Annotated in this window: 22 protein-coding genes; 14 read left to right on the top strand and 8 right to left on the bottom strand. The window is 59.0% G+C overall.

What is annotated here, in order from left to right; all coding sequences use genetic code 11:
* Positions 1-45: 45 nt before the first annotated feature.
* Positions 46-264 carry a translation initiation factor IF-1 gene (infA, locus tag MD273_RS06520; RefSeq protein ID WP_014421226.1) on the top strand — a complete coding sequence of 73 codons (219 nt, stop codon included), beginning with the start codon at positions 46-48 and terminating at the stop codon, positions 262-264.
* 115 nt (positions 265-379) lie between these two features.
* Here infA and clpA read toward each other — a convergent pair whose 3' ends face one another.
* Together clpA and clpS are read right to left on the bottom strand one after the other, a co-directional pair.
* Positions 380-2,650: an ATP-dependent Clp protease ATP-binding subunit ClpA gene (gene clpA, locus MD273_RS06515; protein ID WP_239036937.1), complete on the bottom strand. Its 2,271-nt coding sequence runs from the start codon at positions 2,648-2,650 to the stop codon at positions 380-382.
* Positions 2,651-2,668: 18 nt separating this feature from the next.
* The gene (gene clpS / locus MD273_RS06510; RefSeq protein WP_239036936.1) at positions 2,669-3,028 is read right to left on the bottom strand and encodes an ATP-dependent Clp protease adapter ClpS; all 360 of its coding nucleotides are present in this window, start codon (positions 3,026-3,028) and stop codon (positions 2,669-2,671) included.
* A 330-nt stretch (positions 3,029-3,358) separates the two neighbouring features.
* Between clpS and MD273_RS19060 the strand changes: the two genes are divergently transcribed.
* From MD273_RS19060 to MD273_RS06470, 8 genes are all read left to right on the top strand, one after another.
* Positions 3,359-3,670, top strand: a complete 312-nt coding sequence (locus tag MD273_RS19060; RefSeq protein WP_285229119.1) for a cold shock domain-containing protein — start codon at positions 3,359-3,361, stop codon at positions 3,668-3,670.
* Positions 3,671-3,893: 223 nt separating this feature from the next.
* On the top strand, positions 3,894-4,511 hold the full coding sequence (locus MD273_RS06500; protein ID WP_239036935.1) for a pseudouridine synthase: 618 nt from the start codon (positions 3,894-3,896) through the stop codon (positions 4,509-4,511).
* Positions 4,508-4,957 (top strand): NUDIX hydrolase, encoded by a 450-nt coding sequence (locus tag MD273_RS06495; RefSeq protein WP_239036934.1) that lies wholly within the window; start codon positions 4,508-4,510, stop codon positions 4,955-4,957. Before MD273_RS06500 ends, MD273_RS06495 begins: the two co-directional genes overlap by 4 nt.
* Before the next feature lie 48 nt (positions 4,958-5,005).
* On the top strand, positions 5,006-6,184 hold the full coding sequence (mnmA, locus tag MD273_RS06490; protein WP_239036933.1) for a tRNA 2-thiouridine(34) synthase MnmA: 1,179 nt from the start codon (positions 5,006-5,008) through the stop codon (positions 6,182-6,184).
* Positions 6,181-6,819 (top strand): high frequency lysogenization protein HflD, encoded by a 639-nt coding sequence (hflD, locus tag MD273_RS06485; RefSeq protein WP_239036932.1) that lies wholly within the window; start codon positions 6,181-6,183, stop codon positions 6,817-6,819. Before mnmA ends, hflD begins: the two co-directional genes overlap by 4 nt.
* A 104-nt stretch (positions 6,820-6,923) precedes the next feature.
* Entirely contained in the window at positions 6,924-8,291 is a 1,368-nt protein-coding gene (gene purB / locus MD273_RS06480) for an adenylosuccinate lyase (protein WP_239036931.1), read from the top strand.
* A gap of 15 nt (positions 8,292-8,306) precedes the next feature.
* A complete protein-coding gene (locus tag MD273_RS06475; protein ID WP_239036930.1) occupies positions 8,307-9,458 on the top strand; it encodes a cupin domain-containing protein in 1,152 nt (383 codons plus the stop codon).
* A 7-nt stretch (positions 9,459-9,465) separates the two neighbouring features.
* Positions 9,466-10,431, top strand: a complete 966-nt coding sequence (locus MD273_RS06470) for a GNAT family N-acetyltransferase (RefSeq protein ID WP_239036929.1) — start codon at positions 9,466-9,468, stop codon at positions 10,429-10,431.
* On the opposite strand, the gene MD273_RS06465 is transcribed toward MD273_RS06470, so the two are convergent.
* On the bottom strand, positions 10,420-11,430 hold the full coding sequence (locus tag MD273_RS06465) for a LysR family transcriptional regulator (protein WP_239036928.1): 1,011 nt from the start codon (positions 11,428-11,430) through the stop codon (positions 10,420-10,422). The two genes, MD273_RS06470 and MD273_RS06465, sit on opposite strands and share 12 nt — an antisense overlap.
* A 318-nt stretch (positions 11,431-11,748) precedes the next feature.
* Between MD273_RS06465 and MD273_RS06460 the strand changes: the two genes are divergently transcribed.
* On the top strand, positions 11,749-14,034 hold the full coding sequence (locus MD273_RS06460; RefSeq protein ID WP_251068187.1) for an ATP-binding protein: 2,286 nt from the start codon (positions 11,749-11,751) through the stop codon (positions 14,032-14,034).
* Here the strand turns inward: MD273_RS06460 and MD273_RS06455 are convergent.
* Complete coding sequence (locus MD273_RS06455; protein ID WP_239036926.1) at positions 13,985-14,449, bottom strand: MarR family winged helix-turn-helix transcriptional regulator; 465 nt, start codon at positions 14,447-14,449, stop codon at positions 13,985-13,987. The two genes, MD273_RS06460 and MD273_RS06455, sit on opposite strands and share 50 nt — an antisense overlap.
* 5 nt (positions 14,450-14,454) lie before the next feature.
* A complete protein-coding gene (locus MD273_RS06450; protein ID WP_239036925.1) occupies positions 14,455-14,940 on the bottom strand; it encodes a glutathione peroxidase in 486 nt (161 codons plus the stop codon).
* 234 nt (positions 14,941-15,174) lie between these two features.
* Between MD273_RS06450 and MD273_RS06445 the strand changes: the two genes are divergently transcribed.
* The 3 genes from MD273_RS06445 (at position 15,175) to htpX (ending at position 17,845) form a co-directional block, all read left to right on the top strand.
* Positions 15,175-16,389: a pyridoxal phosphate-dependent aminotransferase gene (locus MD273_RS06445; RefSeq protein ID WP_239036924.1), complete on the top strand. Its 1,215-nt coding sequence runs from the start codon at positions 15,175-15,177 to the stop codon at positions 16,387-16,389.
* A 10-nt stretch (positions 16,390-16,399) separates the two neighbouring features.
* Entirely contained in the window at positions 16,400-16,867 is a 468-nt protein-coding gene (locus tag MD273_RS06440) for a hypothetical protein (protein ID WP_239036923.1), read from the top strand.
* A 93-nt stretch (positions 16,868-16,960) separates the two neighbouring features.
* On the top strand, positions 16,961-17,845 hold the full coding sequence (gene htpX / locus MD273_RS06435; RefSeq protein WP_239036922.1) for a protease HtpX: 885 nt from the start codon (positions 16,961-16,963) through the stop codon (positions 17,843-17,845).
* Between the two features lie 258 nt (positions 17,846-18,103).
* Here htpX and pdxB read toward each other — a convergent pair whose 3' ends face one another.
* From pdxB to MD273_RS06420, 3 genes are read right to left on the bottom strand one after another with little or no spacing between them, the layout of a single operon-like run.
* Positions 18,104-19,258, bottom strand: a complete 1,155-nt coding sequence (gene pdxB / locus MD273_RS06430; RefSeq protein WP_239036921.1) for a 4-phosphoerythronate dehydrogenase PdxB — start codon at positions 19,256-19,258, stop codon at positions 18,104-18,106.
* Between the two features lie 15 nt (positions 19,259-19,273).
* On the bottom strand, positions 19,274-20,560 hold the full coding sequence (locus tag MD273_RS06425) for a DEAD/DEAH box helicase (protein WP_239036920.1): 1,287 nt from the start codon (positions 20,558-20,560) through the stop codon (positions 19,274-19,276).
* Positions 20,557-21,147: an elongation factor P hydroxylase gene (locus MD273_RS06420; RefSeq protein WP_239037622.1), complete on the bottom strand. Its 591-nt coding sequence runs from the start codon at positions 21,145-21,147 to the stop codon at positions 20,557-20,559. Before MD273_RS06420 ends, MD273_RS06425 begins: the two co-directional genes overlap by 4 nt.
* Before the next feature lie 128 nt (positions 21,148-21,275).
* Between MD273_RS06420 and dsbD the strand changes: the two genes are divergently transcribed.
* Positions 21,276-23,171 (top strand): protein-disulfide reductase DsbD, encoded by a 1,896-nt coding sequence (gene dsbD, locus MD273_RS06415; RefSeq protein WP_239036919.1) that lies wholly within the window; start codon positions 21,276-21,278, stop codon positions 23,169-23,171.
* Position 23,172: the final 1 nt, after the last annotated feature.

Genomic DNA, 23,172 nt, shown 5'->3' with positions numbered 1-23,172 from the left:
AATTTAAAATCACGAGAAGCATATCCAAAGCGAGGTTTCTACTGAATGGCGAAATCAGATGTCATTGAAATGGAAGGCGTAATCATTGACACCCTTCCCAACACCATGTTCCGCGTTGAGCTGAGCAACGGCCATGTTGTGACTGCTCACATTTCCGGCAAGATGCGCAAGAACTACATCCGTATCCTGACCGGCGACAAGGTCAAGGTTGAACTGACCCCCTACGACCTGAGCAAGGGCCGCATTGTTTACCGCGCCCGTTAATGTGCCTCAGTGACATCTGAAAAACCCCGCCAAGGCGGGGTTTTTTGTTGGCTGCAAAATAAAAAAGCCGCTGCACCAGGCAGCGGCTTTGCCAATGACAGAAGTACTGGAGCAATCAGACGGCTTCCGCAGGTTCGTCCTCGTACTCGAACTCCAGCTCATCGCCTTTCAGATGGACGTAGACCTCGCCGCCATGCTCGGACAGACGCCCGAACAGGATCTGCTCCGCCAACGGCCGCTTGATCTTGTCCTGGATCAGGCGGGACATCGGCCGCGCACCCATCGTGGCGTCGTACCCGCGCTCTGCGAGCCAGGCCTTGGCCTCCTCATCCACATGCAGAACCACATGCTTCTCGTCAAGCTGCGCCTGCAGCTCGGTGAGGAACTTGTCGACCACATGGGTGATGGTCTCCTTCTGGAGGTCACCAAACTGGATGATGCCATCGAGCCGGTTACGGAACTCCGGTGTGAAGGTTTTGGTGATCACCTCCATACCATCGGTACTGTGGTCCTGCTCGTTGAAGCCGATCGAACGACGGGCCATGCTCTCGGCACCGGCGTTGGTGGTCATCACCAGAATCACATGGCGGAAGTCCGCCTTGCGGCCGTTGTTGTCGGTCAGGGTACCGTGATCCATCACCTGCAACAGCAGGTTGAAGACTTCCGGGTGCGCCTTCTCGATCTCGTCAAGCAGCAACACACAGTGCGGGTGCTTGTTGACAGCCTCGGTCAGCAGACCGCCCTGGTCGTAACCGACATAGCCCGGCGGCGCACCTATCAGGCGAGACACGGTGTGCCGCTCCATGTACTCGGACATGTCGAAGCGCACCAGCTCGATACCCAGCACCTTGGCCAGCTGCTTGGTCACCTCGGTCTTGCCTACCCCGGTGGGGCCGGCAAACAGGAACGCGCCCTCCGGCTTCTCCGGAGCCTTCAGGCCCGCACGGGCAAGCTTGATGGCTGTGGCCAGTGATTCGATGGCCGGATCCTGCCCGAACACCACCATCTTGAGATCCCGCTCCAGATTACGGAGCAGATCCTTGTCACTGGTGGAGACATTTTTCGGCGGAATGCGCGCGATGTTGGCCACCACGTCCTCGATTTCGGAGACGTCGACGGTCTTCTTGCGCTTGTTTTCTGGCAGCATCCGCTGACGTGCACCGGCCTCGTCGATCACGTCGATGGCCTTGTCCGGCAGATGGCGATCAGTGATGTACCTGTCCGCCAGTTCCGCAGCAACGCGGAGGGCCTTGTCGGTGTACTTCAGATCGTGGTGTTTCTCGAAATTCGGCTTGAGCCCTTTCAGGATCTGATAGGTATCTTCGACACTCGGCTCGTTGACATCGATTTTCTGGAAGCGCCGTGCCAACGCACTGTCTTTCTCAAAGATGCCCCGGAATTCCTGGAAGGTGGTGGATCCGATGCAGCGAATCTCGCCGGAGCTCAGCATTGGCTTGAGCAGGTTGGACGCATCCATCACGCCCCCGGACGCGGACCCGGCACCGATGATGGTGTGGATCTCGTCGATGAAGAGAATTGCGTGCTGCTGTTTTTTCAGCTCGCCGAGCAAGCCTTTCAGGCGCTTCTCGAAATCGCCCCGGTATTTGGTACCGGCAAGGAGTGCGCCCATGTCGAGGGAGTAGACCACAGCGTCAGAAATAATGTCCGGCACCTGTCCGTCCACAATCCGCTTGGCCAGCCCTTCAGCGATGGCGGTCTTGCCGACGCCGGCCTCACCCACCAGAAGCGGGTTGTTCTTGCGGCGGCGAGCGAGGATCTGGACCACCCTCTCAACCTCATGTTCACGGCCGATCAGCGGGTCGATACGGCCCTGACGCGCCTGCTCATTCAGATTAGTGGCATAGCTCTCCAGCGGCCTGGACTGGGAACCTTCCTCCCCGGCTTCATCGTGGGAGGCCTGGTCGTGGCCTTCCTGGTCCTCGGCGCCCTGGACCCGGGAAATGCCGTGGGAAACGAAATTGACCACATCAATCCGGGCAATGCTTTGCTTCTTCAGCACGTACACTGCCTGGCTTTCCTGTTCGCTGAAAATGGCAACCAGCACGTTGGCGCCGGTGACCTCTTTCTTGCCCGAAGACTGGACATGGAACACTGCCCGCTGCAACACGCGCTGGAAGCCCAGGGTGGGTTGCGTTTCACGTTCGCTGTCATTACTGGGAATCAGCGGGGTGGTGGAATCGACGAATTCCACCAGCTCTTCCTCAAGGCGCTTGAGGTCAGCACCACAGGCTTTCAGGACGCCCACCGCCGATTCGTTGTCAAGCAGGGCCAACAGTAAATGCTCCACCGTCATGAATTCATGACGCTTGTCGCGGGCATTTTTGAAGGCCGTATTCAGCGTAATTTCAAGATCTTTGCTCAGCATGGGCCACCCCAACGTCTGTCAGTCCGCACGTTCAATCTCGCAAAGGAGCGGATGTTCGCATTCCGAGGAATACTGGTTCACCTGTGCTGCCTTTGTTTCTGCGATGTCTCGGGTATATACCCCACATACGGCTTTTCCCTGCGTATGGACGAGCAGCATCACCTGCGTCGCCTTCTCCTCGTTCATTCCGAAGAACTTCATCAATACATCCACCACGAAGTCCATGGGGGTGTAGTCATCGTTCAGAAGCACCACCCGGTATCGTGCCGGGCGCTTCAGAGCAGGCTTTTCGGGCGCAACACTGAGGTCGTCCTGTCGGCCCGGCTGATCTTCCTCCCCCTGATTCAATATTAGTAGAGAATTGTCGATAGTCCGCATGTTTCTTTACCGGTTAACTCGGTGTCCTCGGTTAAATGTGGTTGTCCGGGGCCGGGTTTTCAAGCGACCCGAATCCCCGGACGTGAGATATTTATCAATACGGGCATCATACCGTTTCCGGACCGCGTTAAACCACACATTACCGCGATAGAAACTATTGACTCCCAGCGCGGTTTGGTCGACAGTTAAGAAGCATTGTAAAATAATGTAAACGTATACGATGCAAACGTAACCGAGCACGCAACCGAGTAACAGGATCCCGGCGGAGTTCCGGGATCCAGGGTGTAACCAATAATAAGAACTGACAGCAAAGGAACAGGGGAGTTCATCATGCCAAGAGGCAAGGTCAAGTGGTTCAACAACGCCAAGGGCTACGGATTCATCATCGAGGATGGCTGCAGTGACGACCTGTTTGCTCACTTTTCCTCGGTTCAGATGGATGGCTACAAGACACTGAAAGCCGGTCAGGCCGTAACCTTTGACAAAAAACCCAGTGATAAGGGCATTCATGCAGTCAATATCGTGCCTGAGGAAACGCCCTCCCGGCAGTCTCAGACACCATCCGGAAGCAGTAGCGAAAAGAAGTCCGATTCCCGCGACGAGGGCCATGGAGACTACCCACCGCGGGCAGTAAACGCCTGAATCGGCACTCAGTTTCCTCATACCTGCCGGACAGTCGGGTATGAACCGGAGGGCTGGCATTGATGTCAGCCTGACTGTTGAACAACCCGGATCACGAAAGCGGGCAGCTGCAGGCTCGGCCCCTGCAGGGAGCTTATGCCCGGCCCCGGGTTGCCAAATCCCCCGATTCCGGTACCCTGCAGACAATCATCCCATCGACGATCAGCGGTCCAGATAACGCCGTATGTCCGAACTCGTTCTGTTCAACAAACCGTTTCAGGTTCTCTGCCAGTTTACCGACCGACAAAACAACCCGGACACCCCTCCTCGCCAGACTCTGGCCGACTGGATTCCTCTTGATAATGTGTACCCGGCCGGTCGTCTCGATTTCGATTCCGAGGGCCTCCTGCTGCTTACCGGGGATGGATCCCTGCAAAACCGGATTGCCTCGCCCTCCCGGAAAATGCCGAAAACCTACTGGGTCCAGGTCGAGGGCGAAATCACTGGGGAAGCGCTCTCACGGCTCGCCACCGGAGTCCAACTGAAAGATGGCAAGACCCGTCCCGCCAAGGCCAGCAGAATGACGGCGCCCGAGGTATGGCCCCGTACTCCGCCGGTCCGCCACCGGGAATCAGTGCCCACCAGCTGGATCGAGCTGACCATCACGGAGGGCAAGAATCGCCAGGTTCGCCGGATGACGGCTGCAGTCGGCTTCCCCACCCTCCGTCTGATCCGGTACCGTATCGGAGACTGGACCCTGGACAACCTGGCTCCGGGCGAATATCGCACCCTGACAGTACATATGCCGGCCAATCATCAGCCGGCCAGACAACAACACCGGAGGAGACGCTCCCGCTCATGACCTGGACTCCCCACGCTACCGTTGCCGTTATTGTCGAAGATGACCGTGGGCGTTTTCTCATGGTTGAGGAAATCAGCAGTGGTCGGATTGTATTCAACCAGCCCGCCGGGCATGTCGAAGAGGGCGAGCCCATCCTCGACGCCGTTCGCCGGGAAACCCTTGAAGAAACCGGTTGGCAGGTGGAGCCTCGCCATTTTCTCGGGGTTTACACATACAAGGCACCCGCCAACGGCGTCACCTATTACCGCTTCTGCTATTACGCCGAGGCGGTTCAGCGGCGCTCCACCGAGCTGGACGACGGCATTATTGCGGCCCACTGGCTTGATCTTGACGAAATCCGCCAACTCGGCAGCAAGTTGCGAAGCCCCCTTGTGCTCCGGTGCATAGAAGATTACCGAAATGGACGCCGTTACCCTCTCGACGTGGTCGTTGATACGCAGACGTGATTGCGCGGAAATGCTAGAATCCGGCGTTTTAGCGGCAACAGGGCTGACATGAACACAACACCCGAAACCAAGTCTCCGGAATCCACCCGCGTCATCGTCGGCATGTCCGGCGGCGTCGATTCCTCCGTGGCTGCCTGGCTCCTGAAACAGCAGGGCTATCAGGTCGAGGGCCTGTTCATGAAGAACTGGGACGAGGACGACGGCACCGAATATTGCACCGCCATGACCGACCTGGCCGACGCCCAGGCCGTCGCCGACGACATTGGAATAACGCTGCACACCGCGAGCTTCGCGGCGGAATACTGGGACCGTGTGTTCGAACACTTCCTGTCCGAGTACAAGGCCGGACGCACCCCCAACCCGGACATCCTGTGCAACAAGGAAGTGAAGTTCCGCGCCTTCCTGGACTATGCCATCACTCTGGGTGCCGATTACATTGCCACCGGTCACTACGCCCGCCAGCGTCCCCTCGATGGCGACTCCGGCCGGGCCCTGCTGCTGAAGGGTCTGGATCCCAACAAGGACCAGAGCTACTTTCTCCATGCGGTTTCCGGCGAACGAATCGCCCGCACCCTGTTCCCGGTCGGCGAACTGGAGAAGCCCGAAGTACGCCGAATCGCCGAAGAACAGGGCTTTGTCACCCATGACAAGAAAGATTCCACCGGCATCTGCTTCATTGGCGAGAGAAAATTCCGGGACTTCCTGAAACAATACCTGCCGGCCCAGCCCGGTGATATTGAAACCCCGGATGGTCAGGTCATCGGCCGGCATCAGGGCCTCATGTATCACACCATCGGCCAGCGCCAGGGGCTGGGTATTGGGGGGCTCAGCAAGTTCGGAGATGAGCCCTGGTACGTGGCTGACAAAGACCTTTCACGCAACGTGCTTATTGCGGTCCAGGGCAAGCATCATCCCCTGCTCTTTTCCCGGGGCCTCGTCTCCGGCACGATTGACTGGGTTGCCGGAGAGGCGCCAGCCGGACAGTTCCGCTGCAAGGCCAAGACCCGGTATCGTCAGCCTGACCAGGACTGCGAAGTGACCGTAATCGACGGCGGCGTGAAGGTCGTATTTGACGATGCCCAGCGCGCAGTAACCCCCGGCCAGTCCGTGGTCTTCTATGACGGCGAGATTTGCCTCGGTGGCGGCGTGATCGAGGAGACCTGGCGTGACGGCGAAGACCTTCCCTTGCGCCTCCGGACCCCCGAACAGAAGGAAGCCAGCGCATGAGCCGCACCCTGCATGATCAGACTCTGGCGCTGGCCGGCGTGTTCCAGGCTGCCAACCTGGTGCAGCAGATTGCCCACAACGGACAATGCAACCCGGCATCCCTGGAGACCTGCATCCGTTCGCTTTTTGCCACGGATCCGGCCTCAACTCTGGATGTCTATGGCGGTGAACTGTCCGATATCCGGGAAGGACTGGTTACCCTTTCCACGGTCATGAGCCAGCAAAGCAAACAGCGGGATATCGAGGTGCTCAAGTATGTGCTCAACCTGATTCACCTGGAGTCCAAGCTGAACCGGCGCTCCGACATGCTGGAGGTAATCGGCAGCCGCATCGATCAGGCCCGCCATACCGCAAGCCATTTTGGCTATATCCACGCCAACCTGATCGGCAACCTGGCCTCGATCTACGCCGACACCATCAGCACCTTCCGGCAGCGCATCCAGGTAACCGGCGACCCCGCGGTCCTTCAGCGGGAAGAGAATGCCGACAAGGTGCGCGCGCTCCTGCTCGCCGGCATCCGCTCGGCCGTGCTCTGGCGCCAGTGCGGCGGCCGCCGCTGGCAGCTGATCTTCTCCCGGCGCAAGGTCATCCATCACGCCCGGGAACTGGCCGAGAAGGCGCGCCAGCCGCTGTAACGGCAAAGCCGGGATTAACGCTGATTCAACGGGCCTGCTGGTGTATCATTGGCACCCCTGTTTCCCAGTTTGTTTCGATTCTTTGATCACTTGAGAGGTTTTCGATGGAACTCACCGCCCTGACCGCCATTTCCCCGGTCGATGGACGCTATGGCAGCAAAGTCAGCGTATTCCGCAGCATCTTCAGCGAGTATGGTCTGATCCGTAACCGGGTAACCGTCGAAATCCGCTGGCTCCAGAAACTGGCCGCGCACCCCGGTATCACCGAGGTGCCTGCGTTTTCTGACGAAGCGAACAGCTTCCTCGACAAGCTGGTCAGTGAATTCAGCCTCGAAGATGCAGAGCGCATCAAGGAGATCGAGCGCACCACGAATCACGACGTCAAGGCCGTGGAATACTTCATCAAGGAAAAGATTGCCGGGGTACCCGAACTGCATGCGGTCACCGAATTCGTGCACTTCGCCTGCACCTCCGAGGACATTAACAATCTGTCCCACGGGCTGATGCTCCGTGAAGGCCTGGACCACGGCCTGCTGCCGGGCATGGAAAAGGTTATCGACAAACTGACCGAACTGGCGAGGGAGCATGCCGAACAGCCCATGCTGTCCCGCACCCATGGTCAGACCGCCTCCCCCACCACCGTAGGCAAGGAACTGGCCAACGTGGTCTACCGCCTGCGCCGCCAGTTGATGCAGATTCGCGAAGTGGAGATCATGGGCAAGATCAACGGCGCGGTGGGCAACTACAACGCCCATCTGTCGGCCTATCCGCAGGTGGACTGGGCAGCCAACGCCGAGGAATTCATCGAAAGCCTGGGGCTCGACTGGAATCCGTACACCACCCAGATCGAACCCCACGACTACATTGCCGAGCTGTACGACGCCATTGCCCGGTTCAACACCATCCTGATCGATCTTGACCGGGATGTCTGGGGCTACATTTCCCTGGGTTACTTCAAGCAGAAAACCGTGGAAGGCGAAGTCGGCTCCTCCACCATGCCGCACAAGGTCAACCCGATCGATTTCGAGAATTCCGAGGGCAACCTGGGTATCGCCAACGCCCTGTTCGATCATCTGGCCGCCAAGCTGCCAATCTCCCGCTGGCAGCGGGATCTGACCGATTCCACCGTTCTGCGCAACCTGGGCGTTGGCTTCGCCCATAGCCTCATTGCCTACGAAGCGACCCTCAAGGGCCTGGGCAAACTGGAAATCAACCCGACGCGCCTGGACGAGGACCTGGACCACGCCTGGGAAGTCCTGGCCGAGCCGATCCAGACTGTCATGCGCCGCTACAATATCGAAAAGCCCTATGAAAAGCTCAAGGCTTTGACCCGGGGCAAGGCAATGACTCCCGAAGTGATCAAGAATTTCGTGGAAACCCTCGACATTCCGGACGCTGCCAAGGCAGAGTTGATGGCCCTCACACCGGGCAACTACATTGGTAATGCCATCGAGCAGGCGCGCAACATCTGATAGCGGGAGCACACCATGGATATGCTTGGCGGACTGACACCTTCCGAATTTCTGCGGGACCACTGGCAGAAAAAACCCTTGGTGATCCGCCAGGCGTTCCCCGGCTTCCAGTGCCCGGTCAGTCCTGACGAGCTGGCCGGACTGGCCTGCGAGCAGGGCGTCGAATCCCGAATCGTCATCGAGAATGACAAGGGCAAGCCCTGGCAGCTGCACAACGGGCCCTTCACCCCGGACCGCTTCAGCGACCTCCCGGAACAGGACTGGACGCTGCTGGTGCAGGGGCTGGATCACTGGGTGCCGGAAATTGCCGATCTGCTCGAACACTTCCGGTTCATTCCCAACTGGCGGCTGGACGACATCATGGCCAGCTATGCGCCGAAAGGCGGCAGCGTCGGCCCCCATTACGATCAGTACGATGTGTTCCTGCTTCAAGCCCAGGGCCATCGCCGCTGGACCTTCGGCGGCCATTGCGACCATACCTCGCCCAGAGTCGAAGGCACACCCCTGCGGATCCTGAGCAGCTGGAGCGGAGAGGAAACCGTCACGCTGGCTCCGGGCGATATGCTCTATCTTCCACCGGGCATCGGTCATCACGGCATTGCCGAGGACGACTGCATTACCCTGTCAGTGGGATTCCGGGCGCCCACCGTCGATGATGTCCTGACCGGTTTTACCGACTTCCTGTGCAGCCAGTCAGACGCCGCCGAGCATATCAACGATCCCGACCTCAAGGTCCAGGGCAATCCCGGCACCATAGCCCCCGAAGTCATTGACCGCCTCAATGGCATCGTCCAGGAGAAGATCGGCGATCGGCGCCAGCTTGCCCTCTGGTTTGGCCAGTATGCCACCGCACCGAAGAGTCTCGATATCGTGGTGCCCGCGGACGAGCCCGCCTCCGAGGAGGACCTGGCAGAAGCGATTGGCGCCGGCGAGCAACTTCGCTGGAACGAAGGTTCCAGGTTCGCCTTCTATGAACTCGGCAATGATACCGCCCTGTTTGTGGATGGTGAGCAATACCTCCTCAAAGGTGATGCCCGCCCGCTGGCTCCGCTGCTTTGCGCGGCAGCGCGGGTCGATATGTCTGCACTCTCCGGATTTGCTTCCGACCCGGCCCTGCTCGGACTGCTGACGACTCTGTACAACCAGGGTTCGGTCTATTTCGAATAGGAGTGTCATGACTGTCCGGATTCGCAAATACAGCTGGCAGCTCGCTCCGGGCCACATCCGGGACATCCGACAGCGCGTGTTCATCGAGGAACAGCAGGTACCACCAGCGCTGGAGTGGGACGACACTGACGAGATAGCAGATCACTTCCTGGCAGTACTGCCTGACAACACACCGGTAGGCGTGGCCCGGCTGTTCTCCAGCCTTGATGAAACGGCCCACATCGGCCGCATGGCAGTCCTGCCGGAACATCGGGGGCAAGGTATCGGAGAGGCCTTGCTCCGGCACCTGCTGGCCGAAGCCGCGGATCAGTATGACGAAATCCGGCTATCGGCACAGGAGCATGCCATTCCTTTTTATGAACGCTCGGGTTTTCATGTGTGCTCGGACGTCTACGACGATGCAGGTATTCCCCACTACGACATGCGATGCCTCGCGCCAGAGCTGGCCGTAGCCGAACTTGAGGAACGCGACTACCCTCTGCTGCTGGAGCAAGACCGGAAAAGCTGGCTGTTTTCCACCGAGACCCGCATGCTGGCCCTGATGGATTCCCTGGCAGGCCAGGCCGGGCAGCGAATCTGGCTGTATGACCGACTGCTGGAACACGACCTGTACGACCGTTTACGGTTCCGGGAGCTGATCTCCGCGCTCGCCCGTCGCCACCGGCTCAGCGAAGTCCGGCTGCTGATCCACGATGACAAGCCCCTGGTCAAACGTCGGCACCAGCTGGTGGAGCTGATGCGCCGATTACCCAGTCGCATGGAGCTCCGGCTGGTGAACGAGGACTACCCGGTGGCAGATCAGCCGTTCATGCTGATCGATCGGGAGGGGGTACTGTACCGCCACGACTTCTACAAACCCGACGGTTTCTGCAACTTTTCCGACAGTGGCCGGGTAAAGCTGCTGGCGGAAACTTTCCAGCGGATGTGGGACTGCGGGCGCAGCTCACTGGAACTCCGCCAGCTACCGCTCTGAGTGCCGGACCGGCGCGGGATCAGCAGACTCGAAACGGGCACCGAAGGGCGCAAACTCCGTATCCACTTCCTCGGCTACCTCAGCGATGAGCTTTCTCAACCACTGGTGGTCGGTGTTGTGCTGGAGCAACGGACTCCATGCCATCTTCAGCTCGAACGGCGGTATCTCGAAGGGTGGCACCTTGACCACCAGATTCGCATTATCCTTCTGCAGCCAGGCCGCCCTTGACGGCAGGGTCGCGATCAGGTCGTGCTGCTCGGCCAGCAGCATCGCCACCTGGTAGTGGCGGGTGAATACGGATATCTGACGCTTGGCCCCCATCCGCCCCAACGCTTCGTCGACCCAGCCCAGGCGCTGGACGTCTTTCGGATTGACCCCCACACCAACACCGAACCCGGTCTTGCTGACCCAGATGTGGCTTGCATCCAGATAGGTATCCAGAGTGAACGGCTCCTTGAGGATCGGGTTCCGGGCGTTCATCAGGCAGGCAAAGTACTCGGTCCAGAGTGTTTTCTGGTGAAAGGACTGGGGAATCTTGTCGAAACGGTTGATCGCCATATCGAGCCGTCCCTGCTCCACGTCAAGGAAGCTGACATCGCTGGGTGTCAGGACATCCAGGGTGACATTGGGCGCCTCCTGGCGGATCCGGCGAAGCACACGCGGCATGAGGCAGGACTCCGCATAATCACTGGCCATGATGCGGAACACGCGATGGCTTTCCATCGCGGAAAACGGGGTTTTCTCCTGTACCGCCTGCTCGATATCGGACAGGATACCCCGGACCAGCGGCTGTAGCTCCCTCGCACGCTCGGTTGCTGTCATACCTTCGCTGGTTCTTACCAGCAGCGGATCGGCAAACAGGTCCCGCAGTCGACGAAGACCATTGCTCATGGCAGGCTGGGTAATTCCGAGATGGTTCGCGGCCTTGGTAACGTTGCGCTCCCGCAGCAAAACATCCAGGTACACCAGCAGATTGAGGTCGACACGGGAAAGATCCATCGGATACTCCGGGCGTTGATTCCGAAAAAGACACGCTGGGCCGGCAGCGAGCCAACCACCACATTCATAACAATAATACAATCACTAGATTAAATTCACAAAATCAATATTACTTACCCACCTGCCCCCTTTACACGGATTCCATCCACCGTTTCTGCTACTCTTCCCCTCGGGTGTTGATTACTATCAGCAGACCGCGACCCACTCGTTAAGCTCGAACGTTCAACCTGCCGGGATCAGGAATAGCAACTACCCGTGACCAATACTTTCAAAAAGCGTCTTTCCTACAGACTGACCCGAGACACTATTCTGGTAGCGATGGCGCTGGGGCTGATACTGAATCTGGTACAGATCACCCTCGACTATTTCAGTGCCCGTGATTCCATGGAAGCCGAAGTTAATGCGCTGATCGAAATCAGCCACAGCCCGGCCTCCCAGATAGCCTACAACATCGATGTCCGCCTCGCGGAGGAACTCCTCGATGGCCTGCTTCGCCACCCCGCAACCATTGATGCCCGGATTATCGACAACGAGGGCCATACCATGGCTGCGGCCAGCCAGAGCAGCCCGGTTTCGCCCTACCGCTGGCTCAGCGATCTCCTGTTCGGAGACAGTCGTTCGTTCAGTTCGGAACTTGAGGTCAGGCAACTGGCGAACCTGCCCCTGGGCAGACTGGCTGTCACCATAGATACCTTTCATTACGGATCTCAGTTCCTCAAGCGAGCTGCCTACACGTTGTTTAGCGGCCTGCTGAAAAGTCTGGCTCTGTCCGGCGCCCTCCTGGCAATTTTTTATCTGGTACTTACCCGCCCCATGATGAACGTCATCGGTGCGCTCAGCCGGGTTTCCGCCGATTCTCCCGAAAAAATCCGGCTGCCCGTGCCCGCACGGCACGAGCAGGACGAGATAGGCACCATGGTCGGCATTATCAATCAGCATCTGGAAACCATTGACTCCAGCCTGGAACAACTCCGGAATGCGGAAAGCGCTATCAAGAACTACTCCAGTCAGCTTGAGCAGGAAGTCGCTGACCGGACTCGGGAAATTTCGGATAAGAATGAGGCATTGCAGCGGGGCAACCGGGCACTGGTCCGGGCCAAGGAAGATGCTGTCCGCAGAGCCCGATCCCGGGCCAACTTTCTCGCCAGCATGAGCCACGAGATACGTACCCCACTCAACGGCGTCCTTGGCATGCTCGGCGTGGCACTTGAAGGCGAACTGGATCCGGTTCAGCGCAACCGCCTGGAAATCGCCCTGAATGCGGGGCAGAGCCTTCTGGGACTGCTCAATGACATCCTGGATATTTCCAAAGTCGAAGCCGGGAAGCTCAGCCTTGAAAACATACCCTTCAGCATGCGCCTCCTGATCGAGGAATGCGCCACACTGCATTCGCAGCAGGCCCGCTCCAAGGGTATCGATCTGGTCACCGAGATTGATCCCGACCTGCCGGAAACCTTTCTGGGTGACCCTACCCGGACACGGCAGATTCTCAACAACCTGATCAGCAACGCGATCAAGTTCACCGATGCCGGCCACGTAAAAATCAAGGCCACCCATTCGGGCGGGAGCATGCGGCTGGAAATCATCGACACCGGCATTGGCATGTCCCGTGAGGGGTTACACCGGATTTTCTCCCCCTTCTCCCAGGCGGATAGCGATACGACACGGCTCTACGGGGGCACGGGGCTCGGCCTGACCCTGTGCCGTCAACTGGTGGAGCGTATGCACGGGCAGATTATGGTGGACTCCCGGGAAGGTAACGGCACCCACTTTACCGTCACCCTGCCCCTGCCCGTGCACGAGGAACCGGCGCCGGCAGCCGGGGCTCAGCTAATTCCCGAGAAACTGAAACAGATTGGCGTTGCACTTGCGGTGCCGCCGGCGCATCCACACCGTCTGGCACTGGAGAGCCAGTTGCGAGCCTGGGGAATCCCGGTGAGGGGGGCAAGCCGACACCCCGAGGGTATCCTGTTGTCTGCAATTGACGCGGGTGACACGGAAGCCATAGCGTTTGCAGATGCCTGGCCCGGCGAAGGTGTCATCCTCGCCGACGCCAGAGGCAACAGTGTAAATGCACAGACAGGTCATCAGGTGCTATCGCTGCCGGTAAAAAGGGACGAACTGTACCGATGCCTGTGCAGGGCCGCAGGCCTGATGCCAGCGGACAAAACGAAAGAACTGAAGAAGGAACAGCCGGTCGGCACCACCCGACCACTGTCTATCTTGCTCGTGGAAGACAACCAGGTAAACCAGCTCGTCGCCAGCAGCCTGCTGAAAAAGCTGGGGCACCGTGTAGACCACGCGGAGAACGGAAAACGAGCGCTGGAGGCACTGAAACATTCCGACTATGACCTGGTCCTTATGGATTGCCAGATGCCGGTCATGGACGGTTACGAGGCTACCCGAAAGATACGGGAGAACCCTGAATGGCAGGACTTGCCCGTGATTGCGGTAACAGCCAATGTCATGCAAGGCGACCGCGACGATTGCATTGCCGCGGGCATGAACGACTATATCACCAAGCCCTATAACCGGGATGAGCTCCGCAGCACGATCAGTCGCTGGTCCCGACCTGATGCTCGATCGTCTCAAGCACTGACTTGAGCTCATCCCTGATTGCCGTCAGCCGTCCCGGTGGCAGGTCGATACTGCACAGCAACCTGCCAGGCACGTTAGCGGCCCGCTTTCTCAGCCCCTGCCCCTCAGGCGTAAGCGCAACCACCACGGATCGCTCATCCTCCGGATCCCTCTCGCGGTGGAGCAAACCGCGCTCCGACAGGCGTTTGAGCAGGGGCGTGAGCGTTCCTGAATCCAGTCGCAACCGGCGCCCGAGATCCGACACATGGGTTACCCGCCCCTCATACTCTCGCTCCCACAACACGAGCATGACGAGATACTGGGGATAGGTAAGCGCAAGCTCCCTGAGCAACGGGCGGTACAGTGCGGTGACCGCACGGTTTGCCGCATAGAGGGCAAAGCAGATCTGGTTGTCCAGCGCCAGCGCCTGATCGCTATCCATAGCCTTCAGAGTAGCTCTTCAATGTCCGCCCGGATCGATTCCGGCTTGGCGGTGGGCGGGTACCGACGAACAACGCGACCACTGCGATCGACCAGGAACTTGGTGAAATTCCATTTTACCTTTTCCGACCCCATCAGCCCCCGAGCCTCCTTTTTAAGGAACTTGTATAGCGGGTGGGTGCCCTCCCCGTTCACCTCGATCTTGGCAAACATGGGGAAATCCACACCATAATTCAGACTGCAGAACTGGCTGATCGCATCGTCGGTGCCGGGATCCTGGTTCATGAACTGGTTGCACGGAAAACCGAGCACCTCCAGCCCCTTTTCATTCAGATCCTTGTAGAGCTGCTGCAAGCCCTCGAACTGAGGGGTAAAGCCGCACTTGCTGGCCGTGTTCACGATCAGCAGCACCTTGCCGCGATAGGCATCCATGCCCTGTTCGTTACCCTTGATATCGCGAACCTTGAAATCGTAGAGACTTGACTGCGCCATAAATCACTCCTTTTATATTTTGCACAATCTAATTGTGCAAAATATATATCGGAAAGCCATGCCCTAACAGGCCACTTGGTCACAAAACCGGGAACCCGCCTGAGGTTTACCCCCTAAATCCGCCACAATTCGTCATAATTCCCCTGTTGTAGCCTGCCCTCGCTCCGCTAGAATAAAGCCTGCCACCAAATGGATGGCTGCGTAACCGTATTACCTTTCAAGGAACCCGAATCCATGCAGAACTACTACAAGTCCGCCAAGCTCGATAACGTCTGTTACGAAATTCGTGGAGTGGTTCTGCGCGAGGCGCGTCGGCTGGAGGAGGAAGGTCACCGGGTCCTCAAGCTCAATATCGGCAACCCGGCCGCCTTCGAGCTGGATGTGCCGGAAGAAATCCAGCAGGACGTGATTTACAACATGCACCAGGCCCAGGGCTACGTCGAGTCCAAGGGGCTGTTCTCTGCCCGCAAGGCAGTCATGCATTATTGCCAGCAGCGGGGCATCGACAAAGTGGACATCGACGACATCTACCTGGGCAATGGCGTCAGCGAGCTGATCGTGATGTCCATGCAGGCGATGCTCAACACCGGTGACGAAGTGCTTATTCCGGCTCCCGATTATCCGCTCTGGACCGCAGCCGTCACTCTATCCAGCGGCAAGCCGGTACACTATCGCTGTGACGAGGAGCAGAACTGGTTCCCGGACATAGACGATATCCGCAAGAAAATTACCCGCCGCACCCGGGCCATCGTGCTGATAAATCCCAACAACCCGACCGGTGCAGTCTATTCGACGGAATTGCTGGAACAGGTCATCGAACTGGCACGCAAACATAACCTGATAGTCCTGTCGGATGAGATCTACGACAAGATCCTCTACGACGGGACCCGGCACGTTTCCACTGCCTCTCTGGCCGATGACGTCCTGTTCTTCACCTATAACGGCCTGTCCAAGAATTACCGGGCGGCCGGTTATCGCTCCGGCTGGATGATCATCAGTGGTGCCAAGCACCGCGCCCGAGATCTGGTGGAGGGCATCGAGATGCTCTCCAACATGCGCCTGTGCGCCAATGTGCCCGCCCAACTCGCCATCCAGACGGCCCTGGGCGGTTACCAGTCCATCGACGACCTGGTGGCGCCGGGCGGGCGCCTGTTCGAACAGCGCGAGACCGCGTGGCGGATGCTGAACGATATTCCCGGGGTCAGCTGCGTGAAACCCGAGGGGGCTCTTTACCTTTTTCCGAAGCTCGATCCGAAGAAGTTTCCCATCGTCAATGACGAGAAACTGGTACTGGATCTGCTGCTTCAGGAAAAGATCCTGCTGGTCCAGGGTTCTGCCTTCAACATTGATGACAAACAGCATCTGCGCGTGGTTTTCCTGCCACGGGAGGATACGCTCGAGGACGCGATGGGCCGCCTCGGCAATTTCCTGAGCAAATATCAGCAGTAACGGTCACATTATGGCGGATATTCATGTCGAGGAATTCTACAAGGACGTTGCCATCGCTCTGGTCCAGCTCTACGGCGTCTTCCCGCGCCGGGTAAACCTGTTTGTGGAGGATATTGCAGGACCCGACGAGCCGGACGAATTCGGCCTCCACAGCAAGCGGCACATGGCCTGTTTCGGCGCCCTGCTCTGGCTCGAGGAAGAAGGGCTGTTACGCTATGTGGACACCATCCGCCAGGAAGCCCTTGACCAGGCCGTTCTGACCCGCAACGCCTTCATCCGTCTCAGCGCCCCGGCATCCCAGGCCCTGGCCGACGCAGCCGGCGTCCAGACGGACGAGACCGAGAACCTGCCCCGGTCGGTCCAACGCGACCTCTCTACCCATATCCACCTGATTCGCCAAGCCCTGAAGACCGGCAACTCCGCGCGTATCAGCCAGGTGGTGCAAGCGACGTTTTTCGCCGACAGTAGCCATCATTAAATCGCGGTAATACTCTTGAAGCCGAGAACCCGGGCCGCATATTCCGGTCAGATGGGTGATTTGTGTCTTTGACTGAACTTTCAAGGAATTAACATGCGCATACTGCTGTTTCTGGCGACCAACCTTGCGGTCATTGTGGTTGCAAGCTTTACCCTGCGCCTGCTGGGTGTCGACAGTTACCTGAGCCAGCAAGGCATCGAGTACGGCTCGTTGCTGGCCTTTGCCGCGGTGTTCGGCTTTGCCGGCGCCCTGATCTCGCTGTTCATCTCCAAGCCCATGGCCAAGTGGAGCACCCGGGCCCAGGTGATCGAATCACCGCGGACTCCGGCCGAGCGCTGGCTGGTCGATACGGTGGCGGAACTGGCCCGCAATGCCGGCATCAAGATGCCTGAGGTGGCCATTTTCCCGGCATCACAATCCAACGCGTTCGCCACCGGCTGGAACAAGAATGACGCGCTGGTTGCTGTCAGCGAAGGTCTGCTGCACCGCTTCAACAAGGACGAGATCCGGGCTGTTCTTGGGCACGAAATCGGCCACGTGGCCAATGGCGACATGGTGACACTGGCCCTGATTCAGGGTGTGGTGAACACGTTCGTAATCTTCGCGTCACGGGTGATCGGCTCGTTTGTGGACCGGGTGGTGTTCAAGAATGAGCAGGGCCACGGTATCGGTTTCTTTGTGGTCAGCATCGTGGCTGAAATCGTGCTCGGCATCCTGGCCAGCACGATTGTGTTCTGGTTCTCCCGTCGTCGGGAGTATCGGGCGGATATTGCCGGCGCCCAGCTGGCAGGCCGTTCGGCGATGATTAACGCTCTGGCGAGGTTGAAGCAGGAAAGTGAAGTGCCGGATCAGATGCCGGATTCACTGCAGGCGTTCGGTATCAACCGCGGCGCGCGGGCGGGGCTGAGTGCCTTGTTTATGACCCATCCCCCGTTGGAAGATCGGATTCGGGCATTGCAGGAAGCTGAACTGAAATAACGCCTGAGAGGGAGTGTGTCGCCCGCTCCGCCGGTGGGAGGGCCTGTCCGAAACACGCTCCTTGCGGCACCCCTCCGGGGGCCAGCCTGCAATCATAGATTGCAGTCGTTCGGCTGTCGCATGAAGCTTCGCTTCATAAGCGCTCGGCCTCACCCATGTGACGCTTGAGCTCCGCCATCCATGGCTCCGCACAGTTTCGGACAGGCCCTCCCACCGGCGGAGCTACTTTTCAAATACCCTCGGACTCCGTGGCACTAGCTAGATTTTCAGCTTGAAACCGATGGCTCGGAAACTGTCCTGCAGGGATTTACTGGTCCCTTTCAGTTGGACTTTCAGGCTCGAACATTCTCTTCGCACCGGATAATCCCGGCGCAGGCGGTCGAACGCCGCACCTCTTTCATCGGCGCTACCGTTCATTGCCAGGCGCAGGCGGGCATCGTCCTGCCTTGGGTCGTAACAGGCCCTGAGGGCGGTTTTGATGGCCTGATCCTCATCGGCTGCAGAGGTGAAGGAAACCTTGCTCAAGGCGGGTTCCGGAAGGAACTGGCCGGCCTTTTTCCGGACCGGCAGGCCGAGGAAATAGCTGAGCGCCTTGTAGATCATTTCGGTGCCCTGAACCTTGCCTTCGAGGCTGTAACCGGCGATGTGGGGCGTTGCCAGCCAAACCAGGTCTGCCAGTTCCGGGTCGATCTTCGGTTCCCGTTCCCAGACATCGAGGGCGACGAGCGGCGGGTTGGCGGAAGTCAGGCGTTGCTTCAGGACGGAGGTATCGATCACCTCGCCGCGGCCGGCGCTGATCAGGAGCTGGTCGGAGGTGAGCCCGGCGAGTTCGCGCTCTCCGATCATGTGGAACGTGGCGTGGGGGCTGCTCCGGGTCAGCGGAGTGTGGAGACTGACCACGTCGCATTCCATGGCCTCTTCCAGGCTGACGAATTCAGGACCCTGTTCACCCTCCCGTTCGGCTCTGGGCGGATCACAGAGGCGAATCGTGAAACCGAGTCGCTCCAGCTTGGCCGCCAGTTCCCCGCCGACATTGCCAACGCCGACAATACCCACGCTCAGGTCGGTCCAGTCAGTCAGACCACGCCTCTCTGCATACAGTGACAGCACCGACAGGACGTATTCGACCACGCTGTTGGCGTTACAGCCCGGAGCAGCGGAAAAGCGGATGCCCTGCTCCTCCAGCCACTGGAGGTCGACATGATCAGTTCCGATCGTCGCGGTTCCGACAAAACGCACCCGACTGCCTTCCAGCAAATCACGGTTTACCCGGGTGACCGACCGGACCAACAGGATGTCTGCATCGCGGACGTCGTCAGAAGTCACATGGCGGCCGGAGACCCGGCGAATCTCGCCCATGTCCCCGAAGAAGGAGTCGAGTAACGGGATATTCTCGTCAGCTACGATCAGCATGGTCTTTTGCGTCCTTCAATTCCTGCGCTGGCGCTGGGAGCCACGACCGCCCTGGGGACGCCCACCGCCACCGCTGCGGCGGCCACCACGCTTGCGGGTGATAGCGGGTTTTTCCAGAGGAGCTCTCAGGGTATCGTCGGGGACTTCGGTCTTCAGCTTCTGTTTGATATAGCTCTCAATCGCCGGGAGGGTGAACGAGTCGTCCTCACCGGCCAGGCTGACCGAGACACCATGACTGCCCGCCCGACCGGTCCGGCCGATACGGTGCACATAATCTTCGGCGTTGTCCGGAAGATTATAGTTGAACACATGGGTCACGCCGTTGACGTGTATACCACGGCCGGCAACGTCGGTGGCGACCAGAACCTGGATATTGCCTTTCTTGAACTGGTCGAGGGTGCGCAGCCGTTTGTTCTGGGCAATTTCGCCGGACATCAGGGAGACTTTGACACCCTGGTTCTTCAGATCTTCTTCGAGGTCCCGGCACTGGTCGCGCCGGTTGGCGAAGACGATGGCCTTTTCCACTTCCGGGCGTTTCAGATAATTGACCAGAACTTGCAACTTTTCATCTTCACCCAGCAGGTAAACCGTTTGCTCAACCCGCTCGGCGGTTTTCTGCTCGGGCTCGATTTCCACAAACTCGGCGTTCTGGGTCCACATGGATGCCAGGTTGAGCACATCCTGGTTGAACGTGGCACTGAACAGCAGAGTCTGGCGCGCATCCTTGGGAGTACACTTTCGGATAATGCGCTTCACATCGGGAATGAACCCCATGTCCAGCATCCGGTCGGCCTCATCGAGGATCAGGATGTCCAGCTGGTCCAGGAACACGTCCTGGGAGCCCAGGAAGTCAATCAGCCGGCCCGGGGTAGCCACCAGGATATCCACGATCTCGTTCTGCAACTGGTCCCGCTGCTTGTCGTAATTCATTCCGCCAACGACGGTTACCACGTTGTGACCAGTGTGCTGGCAGAGCTGCTCGGCGTCCTTGGCAATCTGCATTGCCAACTCCCGGGTCGGCGCGAGTGCCAGCACGCGAGGTTCGGAGGCAAAGCGCTCCTTCGCGGGAATCGGGGTTTCGAGCAGGGTCTGGATAGCGGTAATCAAAAAAGCTGCCGTCTTCCCGGTACCGGTCTGGGCCTGACCAATCAGGTCTTCACAGGCCAGAGTCCAGGGCAGCGTTTCTGCCTGGATCGGGGTGCAGTACTCAAATCCGATAGCGGTGATGGCGTCCAGCAGACGCTTGTCCAGATTCAGGTCGCTGAACCTGAGATCGCCGGTGTGTTTTGGGTCAGATGTCATACAGTCTCTGTATTCCTTACTCTGTCGGAAAGCGAATTGGGAGGAACCACACGTTGCACATCCCGTTGCCAGGCGTTGTCGAAGTCCTGGCCGGTTCCGTAAAAACTCTTCAGTGCGTCAAAAAATTCCTGGCCCCGGGGCGGCAGCCCATCGGCCAGATAACGTTCGGCCTGTGCGTGAACATTGGCACGGAATTGTTGTTCGTCGCTGGCCCCGTCTCCGGAGAGGTTGTCCACACTGATATGGAAACGGGAACCGGCTGCCACTGAAAACAACCATTCCTGGGCCTGTGGCCTGATCTCAACCCGTTCAAAGGCCCGCTGTTGCTCGGGGGTTCGACCATCCGGACAGTACCAGTAGCCGTAATCGTGAAGTGTGCGACGATGCTCACCGGCGATACACCAGTGGCTGATTTCATGCAAAGCGCTGGCATAATATCCGTGCGCGAACACTACCCTTGCCAGACCGGATGGTCCGTCTGCAGGCAAATACTCGGGTTCTGAGCCGCCCCTGACCAGGATTGTCCGGAATGGCTCCCGGAACAAGTCATTGAACAGCATGATAAGATCGTTTGGACTGTGATTCATTGGTTGGCTATTGTGCGACTTTAGCGCATGCAATACCAGACCACCGGGAACTTTACCAGCAACCCTGTGTCCACTGCCGTCGAAGCAGGTACCATTCATACACTTACAACCGGGAAATTGCACTGCAAATGACAAGCCCGAGCCTTGCCGAACGCATTTACCAGACAGCTCTTACCCTTTTCGCCATCCTGGCAACCTGCCTGGCCCTGTTTGTGTCCCCGGCCTACGCGCTCGGCAGTTCGGGTTCCGGCTCAAGCCTTTTCGGCGGGGGCGGCGATTTCCTGCCGGTCGATGAGGCTCTGCCCTTCAGCTATACCACGGATCAGGGGTCTGTCTCGCTGAACTGGAGCATTACTCCCGGCCACTATCTGTACCAGAATCGGGTCAGTGTCGCCGCCGTCACCGACGGCGTCACGCTCGGCGAGCCCTCGTTCTCGATGCAGGGTGAAACCACCAATGACGAATTCTTTGGTGAAGTAACCGTCTTCTACGAGCCGGTGGAGGCTCGGGTGCCAGTCACGCTGCCGGATGGCGTCCGGGAAGCCACGCTGGAGGTCACTTACCAGGGCTGTGCAGAAGCAGGGCTGTGCTATCCGCCCCAGACGCGGGAAGTCCTGTACTACCCCGGTGGTTCGGGCGCCAGTGCAGCCACGACCGGCAACACCGCGGACTCCGGTGCAGCCGGCACCGCCCCGGCGTCTGTCGACACGGATTCGGCGACGGGTCTGGCGGGCTTTCTCTCAAAGCAGTCCGTCTTGGTCATTGCCGGGCTGTTCTTCCTGCTGGGCCTGGGCCTGACCTTTACTCCCTGCGTCCTGCCCATGGTGCCTATCATCTCAACCCTGGTTTCGGGGCATAACACCCGCACCACGGGCCATGCCCTGATGCTCTCGGGAAGTTATGTACTGGGAATGGCATTGACCTATGCCGCTGCAGGTGTTCTGACCGGACTGTTGGGCGCCAGTTTCAATCTGCAGGCGCAGCTCCAGTCTCCATGGGTCCTGGGCATCTTTGCCACACTGTTCGTGGTATTCGCGCTGTCCATGTTTGACCTGTTCGAGATCCAGCTTCCCCGGTTTATCCGGGATCCGCTCAACAACGCCAGTCACAAGTTGACCGCTTCACGGGTCGCGGGTATTTTCGGCATCGGAGCGCTCTCGGCACTGATCGTTTCTCCCTGCGTCTCAGCGCCACTGGCAGGCAGCCTGTTGTATATTTCCACCACACAGAATGCGGTAACAGGCGGTGTAGCCCTGTTCGCGCTTGGGCTCGGCATGGGCGTCCCGCTGATCCTGGTTGCGGTTGGCGGCCGTAAGTTGCTGCCCACCACCGGTCACTGGATGACCGCCGTAAAACACTTCTATGGCGTCATGCTCCTGGCGGTTGCGATCTGGCTGGTGGAACGGCTGGTACCGGCGTGGGTGGCGCTGACGCTCTGGGGATTACTGATTGCGGTCACGGGGGTTCAGCTCGGCGCCTTTGACGCCGCCCGGGCCGGATGGCAACGGACCCGCAAGGGTCTGGGGCTGGTCATGTTTGCTTACGGTCTGGCGTTGCTCGCCGGGGCCGTCGGTGGCGCCAACGACCCACTCAAACCACTGGCGCCCTTCACGGTCGCGTCATCGGCCCCCGCAAGCAATGCGAATGACGCACACGCCGGATTCCGGAGAGTCGAAGAACCTGCGGAGATTCGCCGACTGTTAAAGGTTGCCCGCGACCAGAATCAACCGGTCATGCTCGACTTCTACGCGGACTGGTGTATTTCCTGCAAAGTCATGGAACGCAACGTCTTCAGCGATGCCCAGGTGGGTCAGGCGTTGTCGTCCTACACCCTGCTGCAGATTGACATGACCCGAAACACACCGGAACAGCAGGGGCTGCTCAATGAGCTGGGCCTGTTCGGGCCGCCTGCGATCCTGTTCTACCGGGCTGACGGCAAGGAACTGGAAAACCAGAGAATCCTGGGCGAGATGGACAAGGAGGAGTTCCTGCAACACCTTGAGCAGTTACCGATCCGGACCTGAC

This window comes from Marinobacter sp. C7 (genome assembly GCF_022343555.1).
Lineage (GTDB): Bacteria > Pseudomonadota > Gammaproteobacteria > Pseudomonadales > Oleiphilaceae > Marinobacter.
Note: the sequence above shows the minus strand (reverse complement) of the source record. Positions and strands in the feature narration are given on the sequence as shown.